The 16,961-nt window shown below is 69.5% G+C and carries 17 protein-coding genes; 7 read left to right on the top strand and 10 right to left on the bottom strand.

Going from position 1 to position 16,961, the window contains the following annotated elements; translation table 11 throughout:
- Positions 1-39: 39 nt before the first annotated feature.
- The 5 genes from AB7P10_RS01090 to AB7P10_RS01070 all read left to right on the top strand — a co-directional run bounded on the left by AB7P10_RS01090 (position 40) and on the right by AB7P10_RS01070 (position 4,615).
- Positions 40-1,401 (top strand): acyclic terpene utilization AtuA family protein, encoded by a 1,362-nt coding sequence (locus tag AB7P10_RS01090; protein ID WP_428291983.1) that lies wholly within the window; start codon positions 40-42, stop codon positions 1,399-1,401.
- The gene (locus AB7P10_RS01085) at positions 1,398-1,760 is read left to right on the top strand and encodes an AtuA-related protein (protein WP_428291982.1); all 363 of its coding nucleotides are present in this window, start codon (positions 1,398-1,400) and stop codon (positions 1,758-1,760) included. Before AB7P10_RS01090 ends, AB7P10_RS01085 begins: the two co-directional genes overlap by 4 nt.
- Before the next feature lie 43 nt (positions 1,761-1,803).
- Positions 1,804-2,778 (top strand): Bug family tripartite tricarboxylate transporter substrate binding protein, encoded by a 975-nt coding sequence (locus AB7P10_RS01080; RefSeq protein WP_428291981.1) that lies wholly within the window; start codon positions 1,804-1,806, stop codon positions 2,776-2,778.
- A 74-nt stretch (positions 2,779-2,852) separates the two neighbouring features.
- Positions 2,853-4,154, top strand: a complete 1,302-nt coding sequence (locus tag AB7P10_RS01075; protein ID WP_428291980.1) for a DUF2254 domain-containing protein — start codon at positions 2,853-2,855, stop codon at positions 4,152-4,154.
- Positions 4,151-4,615, top strand: a complete 465-nt coding sequence (locus tag AB7P10_RS01070; RefSeq protein WP_428291979.1) for a DUF1801 domain-containing protein — start codon at positions 4,151-4,153, stop codon at positions 4,613-4,615. Before AB7P10_RS01075 ends, AB7P10_RS01070 begins: the two co-directional genes overlap by 4 nt.
- Positions 4,616-4,673: 58 nt before the next feature.
- Here AB7P10_RS01070 and AB7P10_RS01065 read toward each other — a convergent pair whose 3' ends face one another.
- The 9 genes from AB7P10_RS01065 to gcl all read right to left on the bottom strand — a co-directional run bounded on the left by AB7P10_RS01065 (position 4,674) and on the right by gcl (position 13,922).
- A complete protein-coding gene (locus AB7P10_RS01065; protein WP_297655165.1) occupies positions 4,674-5,006 on the bottom strand; it encodes an RNA recognition motif domain-containing protein in 333 nt (110 codons plus the stop codon).
- Between the two features lie 171 nt (positions 5,007-5,177).
- Positions 5,178-5,582, bottom strand: a complete 405-nt coding sequence (locus AB7P10_RS01060; RefSeq protein WP_428291978.1) for a DUF2894 domain-containing protein — start codon at positions 5,580-5,582, stop codon at positions 5,178-5,180.
- A complete protein-coding gene (locus AB7P10_RS01055; RefSeq protein WP_428292180.1) occupies positions 5,575-6,255 on the bottom strand; it encodes an OmpA family protein in 681 nt (226 codons plus the stop codon). The genes AB7P10_RS01060 and AB7P10_RS01055 overlap by 8 nt, the downstream gene beginning before the upstream one ends.
- A complete protein-coding gene (locus AB7P10_RS01050) occupies positions 6,255-8,201 on the bottom strand; it encodes a hypothetical protein (protein ID WP_428291977.1) in 1,947 nt (648 codons plus the stop codon). Before AB7P10_RS01050 ends, AB7P10_RS01055 begins: the two co-directional genes overlap by 1 nt.
- 9 nt (positions 8,202-8,210) lie before the next feature.
- Complete coding sequence (locus tag AB7P10_RS01045; protein WP_428291976.1) at positions 8,211-8,861, bottom strand: DUF3348 family protein; 651 nt, start codon at positions 8,859-8,861, stop codon at positions 8,211-8,213.
- 86 nt (positions 8,862-8,947) lie between these two features.
- Positions 8,948-10,273: a glycerate kinase type-2 family protein gene (locus AB7P10_RS01040; protein WP_428291975.1), complete on the bottom strand. Its 1,326-nt coding sequence runs from the start codon at positions 10,271-10,273 to the stop codon at positions 8,948-8,950.
- Positions 10,274-10,378: 105 nt separating this feature from the next.
- Complete coding sequence (locus AB7P10_RS01035) at positions 10,379-11,287, bottom strand: 2-hydroxy-3-oxopropionate reductase (protein ID WP_428291974.1); 909 nt, start codon at positions 11,285-11,287, stop codon at positions 10,379-10,381.
- Positions 11,284-12,105, bottom strand: a complete 822-nt coding sequence (otnI, locus tag AB7P10_RS01030; RefSeq protein ID WP_428291973.1) for a 2-oxo-tetronate isomerase — start codon at positions 12,103-12,105, stop codon at positions 11,284-11,286. Before otnI ends, AB7P10_RS01035 begins: the two co-directional genes overlap by 4 nt.
- A 29-nt stretch (positions 12,106-12,134) precedes the next feature.
- Entirely contained in the window at positions 12,135-13,922 is a 1,788-nt protein-coding gene (gene gcl / locus AB7P10_RS01025) for a glyoxylate carboligase (RefSeq protein ID WP_428291972.1), read from the bottom strand.
- A gap of 136 nt (positions 13,923-14,058) precedes the next feature.
- On the opposite strand from gcl, the gene AB7P10_RS01020 reads away from it, so the two are divergent.
- Together AB7P10_RS01020 and AB7P10_RS01015 are read left to right on the top strand one after the other, a co-directional pair.
- Complete coding sequence (locus tag AB7P10_RS01020; protein WP_428291971.1) at positions 14,059-14,973, top strand: LysR family transcriptional regulator; 915 nt, start codon at positions 14,059-14,061, stop codon at positions 14,971-14,973.
- Positions 14,970-16,424 carry an 8-oxoguanine deaminase gene (locus AB7P10_RS01015; RefSeq protein WP_428291970.1) on the top strand — a complete coding sequence of 485 codons (1,455 nt, stop codon included), beginning with the start codon at positions 14,970-14,972 and terminating at the stop codon, positions 16,422-16,424. Before AB7P10_RS01020 ends, AB7P10_RS01015 begins: the two co-directional genes overlap by 4 nt.
- Before the next feature lie 4 nt (positions 16,425-16,428).
- Here AB7P10_RS01015 and AB7P10_RS01010 read toward each other — a convergent pair whose 3' ends face one another.
- Positions 16,429-16,908: an Lrp/AsnC family transcriptional regulator gene (locus tag AB7P10_RS01010; RefSeq protein ID WP_428291969.1), complete on the bottom strand. Its 480-nt coding sequence runs from the start codon at positions 16,906-16,908 to the stop codon at positions 16,429-16,431.
- Positions 16,909-16,961 lie beyond the last annotated feature (53 nt).

Genomic DNA, 16,961 nt, shown 5'->3' with positions numbered 1-16,961 from the left:
AGTTTCACAGATGATTTTGCAGCGCCTACATTGCACGCCATGGCACACACGACGGAGATCCATGTCGGTTCGGCCGCCGGCTTCTCCGGCGACCGGACCGATGCCGCGAGCGCCGTTGTCGATGCCCTGATCGGCATCGGCGGACCGGCCTGCCTCATCTTCGAGACCCTGGCCGAACGCACCTTGGCGCTGGCCCAGCTGGCCCGCCTGCAAGACCCGCAAGGGGGTTACGAGCCCCTGCTGGACGATCTGATCCGGCCGATCCTGGCGCGTTGTCTGGCGCACCGCATCCCGATCGTGAGCAACTTCGGCGCCGCCAACCCACGGGGCGCGGGACTGCGCATCCTGGCGATCGCCCGTGCGATGGGCCTGCGCGCGCCGCGGGTGGCCATCGTGCATGGCGACGACGTGCTCAGCCATGTCGCCGACCCCGGTTTCTCGCCCGAGCTTCATGCACAGCTCGCCGGCCGCGCCATCATCAGCGCCAATGCCTACATCGGCGCCGAGGCCATCGCCGATGCGCTGCGCGCCGGCGCCGACGTGGTGGTGACGGGCCGGGTGGCCGACCCCTCGCTGGTGCTAGGGCCTGCGCTGGCACACCATGGCTGGTCACTGGACGACTGTGACCGCATCGCCGGGGCCACCATGGCAGGGCACTTGCTGGAGTGCGGCGCGCAGGTCACTGGCGGTTACTACGCGGACCCCGGCGTCAAGGATGTGCCGGACCTCGCGCGGGTGGGCTACCCCATCGCCGCCATCGCCGCCGACGGCAGCTGCACGGTCTTCAAACCCGAAGGCACCGGCGGCGCAGTGGACGAACACACCGTCAAGGAGCAACTGCTCTACGAGGTGCACGACCCCGGCGCCTACCTGACGCCGGACGTGGTGGTCGACATCACCGAGGCCAGCGTCGAGGAAACCGGGCGCGACCGGGTGCGCCTGTGCGGCGTGCGCGGCCACCGTCGACCCGACACCTTGAAGGTGAATGTGTGCTTTGAAACCGGCTGGTTGGCCGAAGGCGAGATCTCCTATGCGGGCGTGCGCGCGGAACAGCGCGCGCGCCTGGCCGCCGACATCCTGGCCCAACGCCTGAAGGGCGTTGGGCCTTTGCGCTTCGACTTCATCGGCGTGGCCAGCGTGCTGGCCGACGACCAGGGCCGCTGGCTGCGTGACATCCCCACCGGGTCGGCCACCGACGTGCGCCTGCGCGCCGCCACGCGCCATGCGGACAAGGCCGTGGCCACACGCCTGATGCGCGAAGTGAACGCGCTCTACACCTGCGGGCCTGCCGGTGGTGGTGGCGTGCGCACCGCCCTGCGCCCCACACTGGGCACCATTTCCTGCCCGCTGGACCGAGCGCGCGCGCCGGCGGGGTTCTACCTGCTGGGGGAAACGCCATGAGCGCCGTCTTCACCGTGCCCCTCTGGCGCGCCGCGCATGGCCGCACCGGCGACAAGGGCAACCGTTCCAACATCAGCGTGATTGCCTGGAGCGAAGCGCTGTACCCCCTCATCGAGGCACAGATCACGCCCGAGCGCGTGGCCGCGCACTTCCGCCACCGCGCGCCCTCCCGGGTGGTGCGCCACCTCTTGCCCCGCCTGCATGCGATGAATTTCGTGCTGGACGAGGTGCTCGACGGCGGCGTGAACGACGCGCTCAACCTCGACAGCCACGGCAAGGCGCTGTCCTTCCATCTGCTGGAACTCGCGCTCGAAATTCCCGCCCACCTGGTTTCCCATCTGCGCGGTCCCTCGGGCTGAGGCAGCTTCCCTTTCCCACCCCCAATCCAGCAAGGAGACAGACATGACACACACATTCACCCGCCGCCACGCCGCAGTGGCCATCGCCTCGGCCCTCGCGCTGCCTGCCGCCATGGCACAGGACTCGCTGGCCACCCGGCCGATCACCTTCGTGGTGCCCTTTGCCGCCGGCAGCGCCACCGACATCCTGGCGCGCGCGCTGGGCCAGTCGGTCAGCGAGCAGACCGGGCAGGCCGTGGTGGTGGACAACAAGGCCGGCGCCAGCGGCATGATCGCCGCGCAGGCCGTGGCCAAGGCCGCCAACGACGGCCACACGGTGATGATCACCACCAACACCACCCACGCGGCCAATCAGCACCTCTACAAGAAGCTGCCGTACGACGCGGTGAAGGACTTCACGCCCATCACCGGCATTGGCAAGGGTGGCCAGATCATGGTTGTGCGCGCCGATGCGCCGTACAAGAGCGTGGCCGACGTGCTGGCTGCGGCCAGGCAGACACCCGGCAAGCTGTCGTTCGGCAGCGGCAGTTCGTCCAGCCGCGTCGCAGGCGAGCTGTTCCAGCAGATGGCCGACGTCAAGATCCTGCACGTGCCCTACCGCAGCAACCCGATGGCCATCACCGACCTGCTGGGTGGCCAGATCACGATGATGTTCACCGATGCCTCCACCGGCATGCCGCAGATCACCACCGGCAAGGTGCGCGCGCTGGGCGTGACGTCAGCGCGGCGCATGGCCGCGCTGCCCGACGTGCCCACCATCAGCGAAGCCGGTGTGAAGGGCTACGAGATGGGCTACTGGTTCGCGGCCTACACGCCGGCGGGCACGCCGGCACCCGTGGTGGCCCGGCTCAATGGCCTGCTGCACAAGGCCATCAACAGCCAGGCGGTGCAGCAGTTCTTCGCCACCAGCGGTGGCGAGGTGTTCCCCACTACCCCTGCGGACCTCGCGAAGTTCCAGGCCAGCGAGACCGAGATGTGGGGCCGCGTCGTCAAGGCCGCAGGCATCGAGGCCGAATGACGGCACGGGCCGCCCAGGCCTGACCGTGGCGTGCGGGCAGCCCCCGCGCGCCACCCTTCGGGTACGCTTGCCGCATGCCCGACCTTGACCGACTTCGCCTGTTCTGGGGGCGCCTGAGCCAGACGCTGTGGTGGCGGCCCGCGCTGTGGAGCGTGGGGGCCGTGGCGGTGGCCGTCGCATCGGCCATCGCCGACCAGTGGGCGCCCATGGACTGGCTGCCCCGGGTGAATGCCGACGTGGTGGACGATCTGCTGCGCATCATGGCGTCGAGCATGCTGGTGGTGAGCACCTTCGCGCTGTCGGTGCTGGCCAGCGCCTACGCCTCGGCCTCGAATGCCGGCACGCCGCGTGCCACCCGCCTCGTGGTGGCCGAACCGCGCTCGCAAAAGGCGGTGGCGGTGTTCCTGGCGGCCTTCATCTTTTCAATGGTGGGCGTGATCGCCATGGGCGTGGGCCAGTACGGCCCGGCCGGGCGGCTGGTGCTGTTCGCCAGCGCGCTGGGCGTGCTGGCCTGGGTGATCGTCTCGTTCATGAGCTACATCGACGTGCTCTCGCGCATCGGGCAGGTGGCGCACACCATCGCCACGGTGGAGCGCGCCGCCTGGCAGGCGCTGGAGCATCATGCGCGTCAACCGCTGTCGGGCGCGCGGGTGGCCGACGACCCGCCACCGGGTGCGTGGCCGGTGCAGGCCACCCACACCGGCCACGTGCAGTTCGTCGACGTCCAGGCCCTGCAGACCCTGGCCGAGGCACACGATGCCCGCGTGCACGTGTCCGCCCGCCCAGGCGACCTGGTCCACCCGGCCGCGACACTGGCCTGGCTGAGCGCAGCGCCCAACGAGGACGAGGCACTGGCCCATGCCGTGCGCGACGCCTTCGTCGTCGGGCCGGAACGCACCATCGAGCAGGACGCCGGCTACGGCCTGATCGTGCTGGCCGAAATCGCGCAGCGCGCGCTCTCGCCCGCCGTCAACGACCCCGGCACCGCCATCGCGGTGCTGGGCAGCCAGACCCGGCTGCTCGTGCGCACGCTGGCCACGCGGCCGGACCCGGACGCGGAAAGGTTCGACCGCGTCAGCGCCGTGGCGGCACCGGTCGAATCGCTGGTGGTGCTGGCCTACGAACCGATTGCGCGCGGTGGCCTGGACCACGACGAGGTCATCCACCAGTTGCTGCGCCATCTGGAGGTGCTCATGCTCAACGCGCCGCCGGCGGTGATCGACCAGGCGCGGGCACTGGTGCGCGGCACCCTGGCGCGGGCCGAACGCGCTGGCGCAGACGCGGTCGACCTGCAGGGCTGGCAGAAACTGGCGCGCGAGCTGGACCAGCGGGTGCCGATGGAAACACCGGATCACGACGCGACAGGACGCCCATGACGCCATTTGCCCATGCAGGCGTCGCGGCCCGGTTCGCCACCTACCCGCCGCGGGCACGCCGCAAACTGATGGCGCTGAGGGAACTGATCTTGCGCATCGCCGCCACCACCGAGGGCGTGGGCGGGATCGAGGAAACCCTCAAATGGGGCGAACCCGCCTATGTCACCCCGAACAGGGCCGGCAGCACCATTCGCCTGGACTGGAAGCCCAACGACCCCGACCACTGCGCGATGTACTTCAACTGCCAGACCACGCTGGTGGACACGTTCAGGACCCTGTTCCCCCGGGAACTGCGCTTCGATGGCAACCGGGCCCTGCTGCTGCCGGTCCAGGGCGAGGCGCCGCAGGACACATTGGCGCTGTGCATCGCCGCCGCGCTCACCTACCACCTGCAGAAGCGGCGCGCGCGTGCCGCACCGCAGGCGGGAGCAAAGAAAAAGGCCTCAGCACCGAAGCGCTGAAGCCTTTTCACCTTTTCCGGACCCGGCACGAAACCGGGTCCGTCGAGCCGGGCGTGGCTCAGTAGTTGCCGCGGCCGCCGCCGTAGCCGCCACCACCGGAGCGGTCGCCACCACCGTAGCCGCCGGTGCGGGGAGGACGGGCCTCCATCGGACGGGCTTCGTTCACGGTGACGCTGCGGCCACCCAGCGACTGGCCGTTCATGCCGGAGATGGCGGCTTGCGCCTCGGCATCGCTGCCCATCTCGACAAAGCCGAAGCCTTTGGAACGACCGGTGTCGCGCTCCATCATCACCTTGGCGCTGGTGACGGAGCCGAATTCGGAGAACGACTGTTGCAGATCTTCGTCGCGGACGGTGTACGGCAGGTTGCCGACGTAAAGTTTGTTGCCCATGGGGGACTCCTCAAAAATACAGAAACAAAGCGATGGGGTCCCGAAAGCACAACCAACCCGAAAGTGACGCCGTAGCGCGCGAAACTGACCATTCACCTGACTTGAGCGCGCATCTCTTGATGCGCGCGGTGTGGAGTATGGGCCCTTTCGCTCGCTTCTGGTCTTTCGAGCTCACTTTTTCTGTCGCCCGGGTTTCCCTTTCCTGGACGGCTGCCGGAGCAGTTCACCCGTCTGGTCCAGCCACAACAGCGTGTCCGCGTGGGCCAGGAAGCGGCGCAGGTAGTCGGGCGAGAGCTCGCGCAGCAGACCCAGGGTGCGCAGCACGAGCATGTGGGAATTGAGCGGGCCGGCGTTGTCGGGGCCCCGTTGCACGGCCTCCGTCACCTCGTCCTCGGCCGCGATGCGCGACCAGGTCTCACGAAAGGCGCGGGCGCTCCTGAGCTCCGGGGTGGTGCCAGGAGGAATGCCGGTGATCTCGCTGATGTGCCGGTTGAGGAGGACGAGCGGAGACGGCGCCGCGGCGTTGGCCGAGGCCTGGGTCGGCGCTCCGGCGCGCTCGGGGCGGGCGTCACTCACGCGGGGCTCCCTGTGCAGGTGAAGCCCGGGGCACGGGCGCCATCTCCACCCGCCGGTTGAGCGCCCTGCCCTTTTCCTCCGCGTTGCTGGCCACGGGCTGTTCGGCCCCGAAGGCGGCGCTGAAGACGCGATCGCGCGGCATGCCTTCCTGGATGAGCGCGCGGGTCACGGTGAGCGCGCGCTGGGCCGAGAGTTCGAGGTTGTCGGCGAAGCGCTGGTTGCTCGCCTGCACCGGGCGGTCGTCGGTAAAGCCGCTGACCATCAGCAGTTCGTCGCGTTCGCCCAGGTACACCTGCAGCGGCGGCACCAGGCTCTTGAGAATCTGCCGGCCCTCGGGGCGCAGTTCATCGGAGTTGAGCGCGAACAACACGCTGCCGCTGATGCCGATGCGGCCGTTGTCCAGCGTGACGCGACCGTTCTGCAGTGGAATGGCCAGCGCCTTCTCCAGCGCCATGCGGCGCTGCTCCTCCTGCTGGCGCTTGAGCACCTCGGCCTGCAGGCTGGCGACGAGGTCCATCTGCAACACGAGCACGCCAACGAGTATGAGCACGAAGGCGCCCACCAGGCCCGACATGAGGTCGCCGAACACAGCCCACACCGGGGAGGTACGGTCGGTGCCGTCGTCGTCGCCGAGTCCGGTCAGGTCGAGGTGGCGGTCGTCCAGGCCGGTCATCACGCCGCCCTTCTTTCGGTGGCCACGGGGCCGCGCAGCCGGCGCAGGTCTTCCACGATGCCCTGTTGCGCGCTGATGCTGAGGTCGATCACCTCGCGCGCCTGCGCCACGTAGTAGGCCAGTTGCTCGTCGCTGCGCGCGATGGACTGGCTGACGGCGCCCTCGATGCGCTGCAGGCTCTGGATGAGCTTTTCGTTCGTGCTGCTGAACAGCTGCACGCCATGGCCGAAGGCCTCGCCCAGGCTGGCGAGCTCGACCGCGCTGCCCTTCACCTGCGCGGCCATCTCTTCGGCGCGCACCGCCTGCGCGCCCACGGTTTCGGCGAACTGGCGACCCACCTGGTCGAGCACGGCGCTGGCCGAGCCGACGAGCGACTCGATGGCGGCGCGCTGCTCGCCGGTAGCCTGCTGCACGGTCTGCAGCAGGGCGTCGATGTTCTGCATGAGCGCGGCGCGTTCCCGCAGTGCGGCGTTGTCGCGTTCGGTGAGCTGGCTCATGTCGCCACGCAGCTGAGCGATCACCTCGGCCGCCGCCTTCGGCGCTTCGGCGGCGCTGTCCAGCAGCCGCGCCATGGGCGCTTCGAGCGCCGTGCCCAGTTGCGCCAGGTGGGTGGAGACCTGCTCGTTCAGCGCGGTCTGCAGGTCTCCCATGCGCCGCAGGGCGGCCTCACCACGCGCCGCCTCTTCGCCGCGCAGGCTGGCAAGTTCGTCGCGCCACAGGGAGGCGGCCTGCTCCAGCGCCTGCAGCGCCGCCTGCTGCTGCGCCATGCTCTGCGCGCCGACCTGCCGCCACTCGGCTTGCAGCGTGGTGGCCAGGGCCTGCAGCGATTGCGCCCAGGCGGCCTGCTGCTGCTGGCTGGCGTTGCGGTGCGTCTCGTGCGAGCGGGTCACGGTGTCCTGCACGCGGTCCAGCAGTGCGCTGCAGCGCTGCTCGAAGGCGGCGGTGAACGCCTCCAGCCGTTCGGCCGTGTGTGTGATCTGCGATTGCGCGAGCGCCTGTGTGCGCTCATGCAGGCGGGAGGATTCTTCGGCCACGGCGGACATGGCCTGCGCCACCACCGGCTGCAGACTCTCGCCCGCCGCGCGGGCGCTGGCGGCCAGGCTGTCCTTGAGCGAGCGCTCCACCGCGCTGGCCAGACCGCTGTAGGCCTCGCGGGCCTCGTGGTGGAACTGCGTCTGGCGCGCCAGCATCTGCTCGTCAAGCTGCTGGCTGCGGCGCTCGATCTGTTCCACCAGCGCCTGCAGCTGACCGGCCACGGCCGGCAGCGCGCCGGCCTGCTGCTGCAGCGCGGTGAAGGTGGCCTGGCGCTGGTGCGCGAGCGAGAACGGGTGGAACACGGTCGCGGCCAGCGCGTCGAGCTGGCGCACCACGGCCAGGCGCTCGCGCCGGCTCAGGGCAGCCATGAGGCCGAGCATGGCCGAAGTGGCCACGCCCACCACCGACGTGCCGAAGGCCAGACCCAGCCCCTTGATCGGCGTGGCCAACGCCGCTCGGATCGCCTGCAGGTCGGCCGAGCCTTCGAGCGTGAACAGCACGCCCTTGAAGGTGACGACCATGCCCAGGAAGGTGCCCAGCATGCCCAGCATCACCAGCAGGCCGATGAGGTAGGGGGTGAGCGCCAGACCCGGCAGCGCGCCCCGCCCCTCCTCGATGCGCTGGCGCACGCCGTGGCGCAGCGCGGGCGGCACGCTGCGCGCGAGCCAGTCGCCGAGCTTGTCCAGCGGCTGCGGCACGCTGGCCAGGGCACCCGCCAGCGACGCGGTGACCTGGCGAAAGCGCCGGATCTCCTGCGCGCCCACCAGATAGACGCCGCCGATGAGCACCGTCATGGCCAGGGCGGTGCCACCGGTGCCGACGAAGCCCACGCCCACCCAGACGATGGCGAGCAGGCCCAGGACGAAGGCGAGGATCAGGAACAGGCGGTGGGCGGTGGGGCTGTCGTTCATGGCAGGCATTCAGTTCGTGGCAGGTGCGGCTTCCAGCGCCTCGACCAGGCCCAGCAGGGGCTGCAGCCGCAGGTCCAGCTCGGCCAGCAAGGTCTGCTGGAGTTCGTGTTCAAAAAGGGGCGGCCAGTCATCGGGGCGCGACTGGCGCAGTTGTTCGAAGCGCGCTTTGAGCCAGGCTGGCACGCCGGCCAGCAGCTTCTGCTCGCGCCCGCCGAGCATCTGGTCCAGCGTGGCGTCGAGCGTGGCGAGCTGCGCCAGCCGGGGCGAGGCCTGGGCCAGGCTGCGGCGCAGGTGATCGCGCAGCGCGTCGATGGCCATTTCCATGCGGCGCTGCTGGTCCAGGCAGCGCTGGTGGTGGGGAGCGAACTCCGCGTCGTCCGCGGTGATGGCGAGCGCGGGTGGCGCGGCAATGGCGCGGCTCAGCGTGTCGCGCACCCGTTCCAGCCCGGCCCGCGCTTCGCCCGCAGGGACGCGGGACGTGCGCCGCGCCGCCTTCACGCCCGGCAGCGCCTGCAGCGCCGCATGCAGCGCAATGGCGTCGGCCACGTTGAGCCACGGGCCCAGGCGCTCGGCGATGTCCTGCCTGGGGGCTTCCGACGGGGCCGGCAGCCAGCCCGCGAGCTGGCGCACCAGTGCGGATCGGTTGAAGTTGCTGCGCAAGAAAACGTTCCTTGGCACCCTCGCGGGCGCTGTTCGACATCCTGTGGTGGGTCCGCCCGGTCAGCACCTGCCCGGACAGACGGGTGTCAGAGCACCAGCACCGCCCGGAAGTCGTTCACGTTCGTGTGCGTGGGCCCGGTGATGACCAGGTCGCCCATCGGCTCGAAGAAGCCGTAGGCATCGTTGCGGGCCAGGTGGTCGGTGACCTTCAGACCTTGTGCGCCGGCTCGGGACAGGGTGTCGGGCGTCACCAGCGCACCCGCATTGTCCTCCACCCCGTCGATGCCGTCGGTGTCGGCCGCCAGGGCCCACACACCGGCCTGCCCGCCCAGGGCCTGCGCCAGGCCCAGGCAGAACTCGCCCGCTCGCCCGCCCCGACCCCGGGCCTGGCCCTCGGCGCGGGGGCGCACGGTGACCGTGGTCTCGCCGCCGCTGAGGATCACGCAGGGTTTCTGGAAGCTGCTGCGGCCCAGCGCGGTGGAACGCGCCAGCGCGCCGTGCACCTTGCCCACCTCGCGCGACTCGCCCTCGATCTCGTCGCTCAGCACCACCACGTTCAGGCCCAGCGCGCGCGCGGCGTCGGCCGCCGCCTCCAGGCTCTGCTGGGGCGTGGCGATGAGTTCCACCGTGTGTCCCTGCAAGCGCGGGTCGCCGGGCTTGGGGGTTTCGAGCGCGCCGCTGTCGAGTTGCTCGCGCACGGCGGCGGGCACTTCGATGCCATAGCGGCGCAGGATGTCCAGCGCCTCGCGGCAGGTGGAGGCATCGGCCACGGTGGGGCCGCTGGCGATCACGCTCACGTCGTCGCCCGGCACATCGCTGATGGTCAGCGTGACCACGCGCGCGGGTGCGCAGGCCGCCGCCAGGCGCCCGCCCTTGATGGCAGAGAGGTGCTTGCGCACGGTGTTCATTTCGCCGATGTGCGCGCCGCTCTCCAGCAGCTGGCGGTTGATGCGCTGCTTGTCTTCCAGCGTGAGCCCTTCGCAAGGCAGCGTGAGCAGGGCCGAGCCGCCGCCGGAGACGAGGCAGAGCACCAGGTCGTCGGCCGTGAGCCCTTGCGTGAGCTGAAGGATGCGCTGCGCCGCTTCGAGCCCGGCCGCATCGGGCACGGGGTGTGAGGCCTCCACCACCTCGATGCGCTGCGCCAGACCTTCGGGGCGCGGTGGCGTGTGGTGGTAGCGCGTGACGACCAGGCCCGAGAGCGGCGCGTCGGCCGGCCACAAGGCCTCCACCGCCTGCGCCATCGCGCCACCGGCCTTGCCTGCGCCCAGCACCAGGGTGCGGCCCCTGGGCGGCGGCGGCAGGGCGGCAGCGGTGTTGTGCAGGGGCAATGCGCGCTGCACCGCCACGTCGTAGAGGTGGCGCAGCAGGGCGCGGGGGTCGGCCAGAGAGGGGGACTGTTGGAATTGAGACATCGTGGCGTAGTCTAGCGATCCTCCAGCGCGCGTTACCCCCCAGGAACACCGCGGAACCGGCTTTGCCGGGCCGCTGGTGTTGCCCCCGGAAGGGGGTGACGGGCGTCAGCCCGGCGCGGGGGCGATCTCATGCCTGGCCATCAGCTCCAGGCTGCGGCAGAGCGCCGAATGGTCCAGCCCGGCCATGCCATGCGCCGCACAACTCTGCATGAGCTGGGCCGCGCTTGCCGTGTGCGGCAGGCTCACGCCGAGTTCCTTCGCGCCCTGCAGCGCGAGGTTCAGGTCCTTCTGGTGCAGTTCGATGCGGAAACCCGGGTTGAAGCTGCGCTGGACCATGCGCTCGCCATGCACCTCCAGAATGCGGCTGGCCGCGAAGCCGCCCATCAGCGCCTGGCGCACCCTGGCCGGGTCGGCGCCGGCCTTGCTGGCGAACAACAGGGCCTCGGCCACGGCTTCGATGTTGAGCGCCACGATGATCTGATTGGCCACCTTGGTGGTCTGGCCGTCGCCATTGCCACCCACGAGCGTGATGTTCTTGCCCATGGCGTCGAACAGCGGCCGGGCACGGTCGAAGGCAGTCTGCGGACCGCCGACCATGATGGTGAGGCTGGCGGCCTTCGCGCCCACCTCGCCACCGCTGACCGGCGCGTCCAGGTAGTCGCAGCCGAGCGCGTTGATCTTCTGCGCGAAGGCCTTGGTGGCCGTGGGACTGATCGAGCTCATGTCGATCACCAGCTTGCCTTTGTTCAAACCCTTGGCCACGCCGGTCTCGCCGAACAGCACGTCCTCCACGTGCGGGGTGTCGGGCACCATGCAGATGACGATGTCGGCGCGCCGCGCGACTTCGGTGGCGTTGGTGCAGACCGTCGCGCCCTGTTCGGCAAAGGCCGCCGGGATCTTGCCGCGGCTGGCCACGAAGAGCCGGTGGCCGGCCTTGAGCAGGTTCAGCGCCATGGGCGCGCCCATGATGCCCAGGCCGATGAAGCCGACCTGGAGTCCGTTCTTGTCCGTCATGCGGGCACTCCTTCGCGTGTCTGCAGCTTCTGGCCGTGCGCGGCCACCCAGGCCAGGCCCCTGTCGGTGCCGCCGGGGCCCGCGTCGCGTGGCTTGTATTCGCAGCCGATGTGGCCGCGGTAGCCCATGGCGTCAATGGCATCGAACACATGGCGATAGTGAATTTCACCGGTGCCCGGCTCGTGACGCCCGGGTGTGTCGGCCAGTTGCATGTGCGCAATGCGCGGCAGCAAGTCCTTGATGGTGTTGATCAGCTCGCCTTCCATGCGCTGCGCGTGGTAGATGTCGTACTGCAGGAACAGGTTGTCCGATCCGACCTCGTCCATGAGCGCAATGGCCTGGCGCGGGCGGTTGACGAAGAAGCCCGGCATGTCGAAATGGTTGATGGGTTCGAGCAGCAGGCGCACGCCTTGTTTTTGCGCGGCGTCCGCGGCGAAACGCAGGTTGCCCACCAGCGTGGCACGCGCCTGCGCCTCGCTCACGCCCGCAGGCGGAATACCGGCCATGCAGTGCAGGTGGGGCGTGCCCAGGGTCGACGCGTAGTGCAGCGCCTGCGTGACGCCGGAGCGGAATTCGTCCTCTCGTCCCGGCAGCGAAGCCGTGCCCCGCTCGCCGCCGGCCCAGTCGCCGGGCGGCATGTTGTGCAGCACCAGTTGCAGGCTGTGGTCCTTCAGTCGCTGCGCGATCACTTCGGCAGGGAAGTCGTAGGGAAACAGGAACTCGACCGACTGGAAGCCCGCGCGCGCGGCGGCGCCAAAGCGGTCGAGGAAGGGCAGCTCGTTCCAGAGCATGGAGAGGTTGGCGGCGAACTTCGGCATGGGGGTTGTCCTCGGTGGGTGGTTCGGAATCAGTCGAGCAGACCGACCGTTTCCAGGCCTTGTGGGGCGCGGCAGTCGATGGGCTCGAATTCGTTGATCCTGTCGATCTCGGTGCCCATGGCGATGTTGGTCACGCGTTCCAGTATGCATTCCACCACCACCGGAACGCGGTGCCGGGCGGCCAGCTGTTGCGCCTCGCGCAAGGCGCCCTGCAGCTTCGCGGGGTCGGTCACGCGCAGCGCCTTGCAGCCCAGCCCCTCCACCACGGCGACATGGTCCACGCCATAGCCGCGCAGGCCCTCCGTGTCGGCGGCCATGTTCTGGTTGTCGAAGGCGAGCTGCACGCAGTAGTCCATGTCGAAGCCGCGCTGGCTCTGGCGAATGAGGCCGAGGTAAGCGTTGTTCACCAGCACGTGCACGTAGGGCAGGTTGAACTGCGCGCCCACCGCGAGCTCTTCGATCAGGAACTGGAAGTCGTAGTCGCCCGAGAGCGCCACCACGTTCTTCGTCGGGTCGGACACGACCACGCCCAGCGCGGCCGGCAGCGTCCAGCCCAGCGGGCCGGCCTGGCCGCAGTTGATCCACTGGCGCGGGCCGTAGACGTGCAGGAACTGCGCGCCCGCGATCTGCGACAGGCCGATGGTGCTGACGTAAACCGTGTCGCGGCCGAACACCTGGTTCATCTCCTCGTAGACGCGGTGCGGCTTCATCGGGATCTGGTCGAAATGCGTCTGGCGCAGCATGCTGCGCTTGCGCTCGGCGCAGCGGCCGGCCCAGCTGGCGTAGCTCGGCCAGTGCCCCGCCGCCTTGCGCTCGCGCGCCACCTGAACGAACAGCTCCAGCGCGGCCTTGGCGTCGGAGACGATGCCGAAGTCCGGCTCGAACACGCGCCCGATCTGCGTCGGCTCGATGTCCACGTGCACGAACGTGCGGCCTTTGGTGTAGGTCTCGACCGAGCCGGTGTGACGGTTGGCCCAGCGGTTGCCGATGCCAAGCACGAAGTCGCTCGCGAGCATCGTCGCGTTGCCGTAGCGGTGGCTGGTCTGCAGCCCGACCATGCCGGCCATGAGCGGGTGGTCGTCGGGGATGGTGCCCCAGCCCATGAGCGTGGGAATCACCGGCACGCCGGTGAGTTCGGCGAACTGCACGAGCAGGTCGGCCGCGTCGGCGTTGATGATGCCGCCACCGGCCACGATCAGCGGCTTGGTGGACGCGGCCAGCATGTCCAGTGCCTTCTCCACCTGCTTGCGACTGGCGGCGGGCTTGTAGACCGGCAGGGGCACGTAGGTGTCGGGGTCGAATTCGATCTCGGCCATCTGCACGTCGAACGGCAGGTCGATCAGCACCGGGCCGGGGCGGCCGGATCGCATGAGGTGGAAGGCCTGCTGGAACACGCGCGGCACCAGCGCGGGCTCGCGCACCGTCACCGCCCACTTGGTGACCGGCTTGGCGATGCTCTCGATGTCCACCGCCTGGAAGTCTTCCTTGTAGAGCCGCGCGCGCGGCGCCTGCCCGGTGACGCAGAGGATGGGGATGGAGTCCGCCTGCGCCGAATACAGGCCGGTGATCATGTCGGTGCCGGCCGGGCCGCTGGTGCCGATGCACAGACCAATGTTCCCGGCGCGCGCGCGGGTGTAGCCCTCTGCCATGTGCGAGGCGGCTTCCACGTGTCGCGCCAGGATATGGGCGATGCTGCCGCGCTGTCGCATGGCGGCGTAGAACGGGTTGATGGCGGCGCCGGGCACGCCGAAGGCTTGCGTGATGCCTTCCTTCTCCAGCACACAGATGGCGGCCTGCGCCGCGGTCATTCGGGCCATGATGCGATTCCTTACCTGGGTTGATGGACTGGGTTCGATGCTAGGGAGAACCCGCTCTGCAGGGAATGGCAATGGCGGTACTTTGATTCGATACTCCAGGTATGCAATCGGGCAGCGACGGCGTTACCATGCCGCCATGGACCGTTTCAAGGAAATCGAGGCCTTCGTGCTCGCGATGGAGCACGGCAGCCTGGCCGCGGCCGCGCTGCACGCGGGCATCACGCCGGTGATGATGGGTCGGCGCATCGACGCGCTGGAGCGCCGCTTGGGCACACAGCTCATCCACCGCTCCACGCGGCGCCTGGCGCTCACCGAACAGGGCGCGCGCTACCTCGATGAGTGCCGCGCGCTGCTGGCCCAATGGGCGGCGGCCGAGGCCACGGTTTCGGCGCAGAAGCACCGCGCCAGCGGCCACCTGGTGGTGTCGGCGCCGGCGGCGTTCGGGCGGCTGCACGTGGCGCCCCACGCGAGCGCCTTCCTCAAGGCCCATCCGGAGGTGAAGATCTCCTTCAACCTCACCGACCGCGTGGTCGATCTGGTGCGCGAGGGCTATGACCTGGGCCTGCGCATCGGCGGTGCGATCGACCCCAACTTCGTCGCGGTCCGCCTGGCCACCAACCAGCGCGTGGTGTGTGGCACGCCGGCCTACTTCCGCAAGCACGGCAAGCCCGCGACGCTGGACGACCTGAAGGACCACAACTGCCTCGCGTTCAACCTGCAGGGCGGCCAGCAACGCGGCTGGTACTTCCAGCAGGACGGCAAGACAGTGACTGTGCGCGTGGACGGCAACCTGGACTGCAACGACGGCGAACTGCTGCACCGATGGGTGAGCGAGGGCCTGGGCCTGGGCTGGCGCAGCACCTGGGAGATCCAGGCCCAGCTGCAGCGCGGCGAACTCGTCACCGTGCTCGACGCATTCGCCCTGCCCGCCTACGACATCCTGGCCGTCTACCCGCAGCAGCGGCATCTGCCGGCCAAGGTGCGCTTCTTCATCGACCACCTCAGGAAAATCTACGCACGGCCGGGCTACTGGCTGAAGGACACGCCATGAGCACGCTGTTGATTCAAAACGCCACCTGCATCGCCACGCTGAACGACGACGACCTGGCCAGCGGTACCGAACTGGCTGGTGCGAGCCTGTTCGTGCGCGGCAACGTCATCGAATGGATCGGTCTGGCGGCGGAGCTGCCTCCGGCGCTGCGCGACGAAGCCGACGAGGTGATCGACGCGCGCGGCCATCTCGTCACGCCCGGCCTGGTGAACACGCACCACCATATGGTCCAATCACTCACGCGGGCGGTACCGAGCGTGCAGAACGCCGAGTTGTTCGGCTGGCTGCGCGGCCTGTACCCGATCTGGGCCGGCCTCACACCCGAGATGGTGCAGGTGTCCACGCAGGTGGCCATGGCCGAGTTGCTTTTGAGCGGCTGCACCACCAGCAGCGACCACCTCTACATCTACCCCAATGGCGTGCGGCTGGAAGACAGCATCGAGGCCGCGCAGCAGATCGGCATGCGCTTCATGGCCACGCGCGGCAGCATGAGTGTGGGCGCGAGCGCGGGCGGCCTGCCGCCCGACGAGGTGGTGGAACGCGAGGACGCGATCCTGAAGGACAGCCAGCGCCTGATCGAGACCTGGCACGATCCGCGCCACGGCGCCATGCTGCAGGTGGCGCTGGCACCGTGTTCGCCGTTTTCCGTCAGCCCCGACCTGATGCGCGAGAGCGCCGCGCTGGCCCGTTCGTTTCGCGGCCGGGGCGTGCGGCTGCACACGCATCTGGCCGAGAACGACCACGACATCGCCTACAGCCTGGAAAAATTCAACAAGACCCCTGCGCAGTACGCGCACGACCTGGGCTGGCTCGGCGACGACGTGTGGCACGCGCACTGCGTGAAGCTCGACGACGAAGGCATTTCGCTCTTCGCCGCCAGCCGCACCGGCGTGGCGCACTGCCCCTGCAGCAACATGCGCCTGGCATCGGGCATCGCGCCGGTGCGCCGCATGCTGGACGCCGGCGTGCCCGTGGGCCTGGGCGTGGATGGCAGCGCCAGCAACGACGGCGCGCACATGGTCAACGAAGCCCGCCAGGCCCTGCTGCTCGCGCGCGTGGGCCGCGCGCAGCAAGCGCCCGAGACGCGCAATGGCAAGACCTTCTTCGGCTGCGACCTCGGCCCGGCCGAGATGACCGCGCGCGACGCGCTGCACATGGCCACGCGCGGCGGCGCCGAGGTGCTCGGGCGCAAGGACATCGGCCACCTGGCCGTCGGCATGTGCGCCGACCTCGCGCTGTTCGACCTGCGCACGCTCGGCTTCGCCGGCGGCGCGGTGCACGACCCGGTGGGCAGCCTGCTGCTGTGCGCGAGCCCACAAGCCGCGTACACCGTGGTCAACGGCCGGGTGGTGGTGCGCGAAGGCCGGTTGACCACCGTCGACCTGGCGCCGCTGGTGGAGCGGCACAACCGGCTGGCTGGGCAGTTGGCCGAGGCGGCGCGCAAGGCCTGAAGCTTCAGACCCCGCCGCTGCCCGGCAGGCGCAGCGGCCGGTCCTCGAACTCGGTGTTGAGCACCACGGTGCTGGTGGTGCGCGCCACGCCCGGGATGGCCTTGATCTTGTAGAGCACCTCTTCCAGCGCGCGCGCGTGGGTGGTGCGGATCTTGGCCAGAAAGTCGTGTTCGCCAGCCACGCTGTGCAGCTCCAGCACCTCGGGCAGCTCACGCAGGCGCGGCGCGACTTCGCGGCAGTGCACGCCGCCGTCGTTGCGGATCGCCACGAAGGCGGTGAAGCGCAGGCCCACGCGGTCGGGGTCGACGCGCAGCGAGAAGCGTTCGATCACACCGCGTTCGACCATCTTCTTCACGCGCTCATGAACGGCGGCGGTGGACAGGCCCACCTCGGAGGCGACGTCGGCGTAGGAACGGCGGCTGTCCACGCTCAAGGCCGTAAGAATTCTGGCGTCCATCTCATCGAGCTGAATATTTGCTTGCATTTCTTCAATGATCTGATAAAAACACGGAAAATCGGCTTGCTGCCGGAAATTAT

Source organism: Hydrogenophaga sp. (assembly GCF_050182545.1).
Lineage (GTDB): Bacteria > Pseudomonadota > Gammaproteobacteria > Burkholderiales > Burkholderiaceae_C > Hydrogenophaga.
Note: the sequence above shows the minus strand (reverse complement) of the source record. Positions and strands in the feature narration are given on the sequence as shown.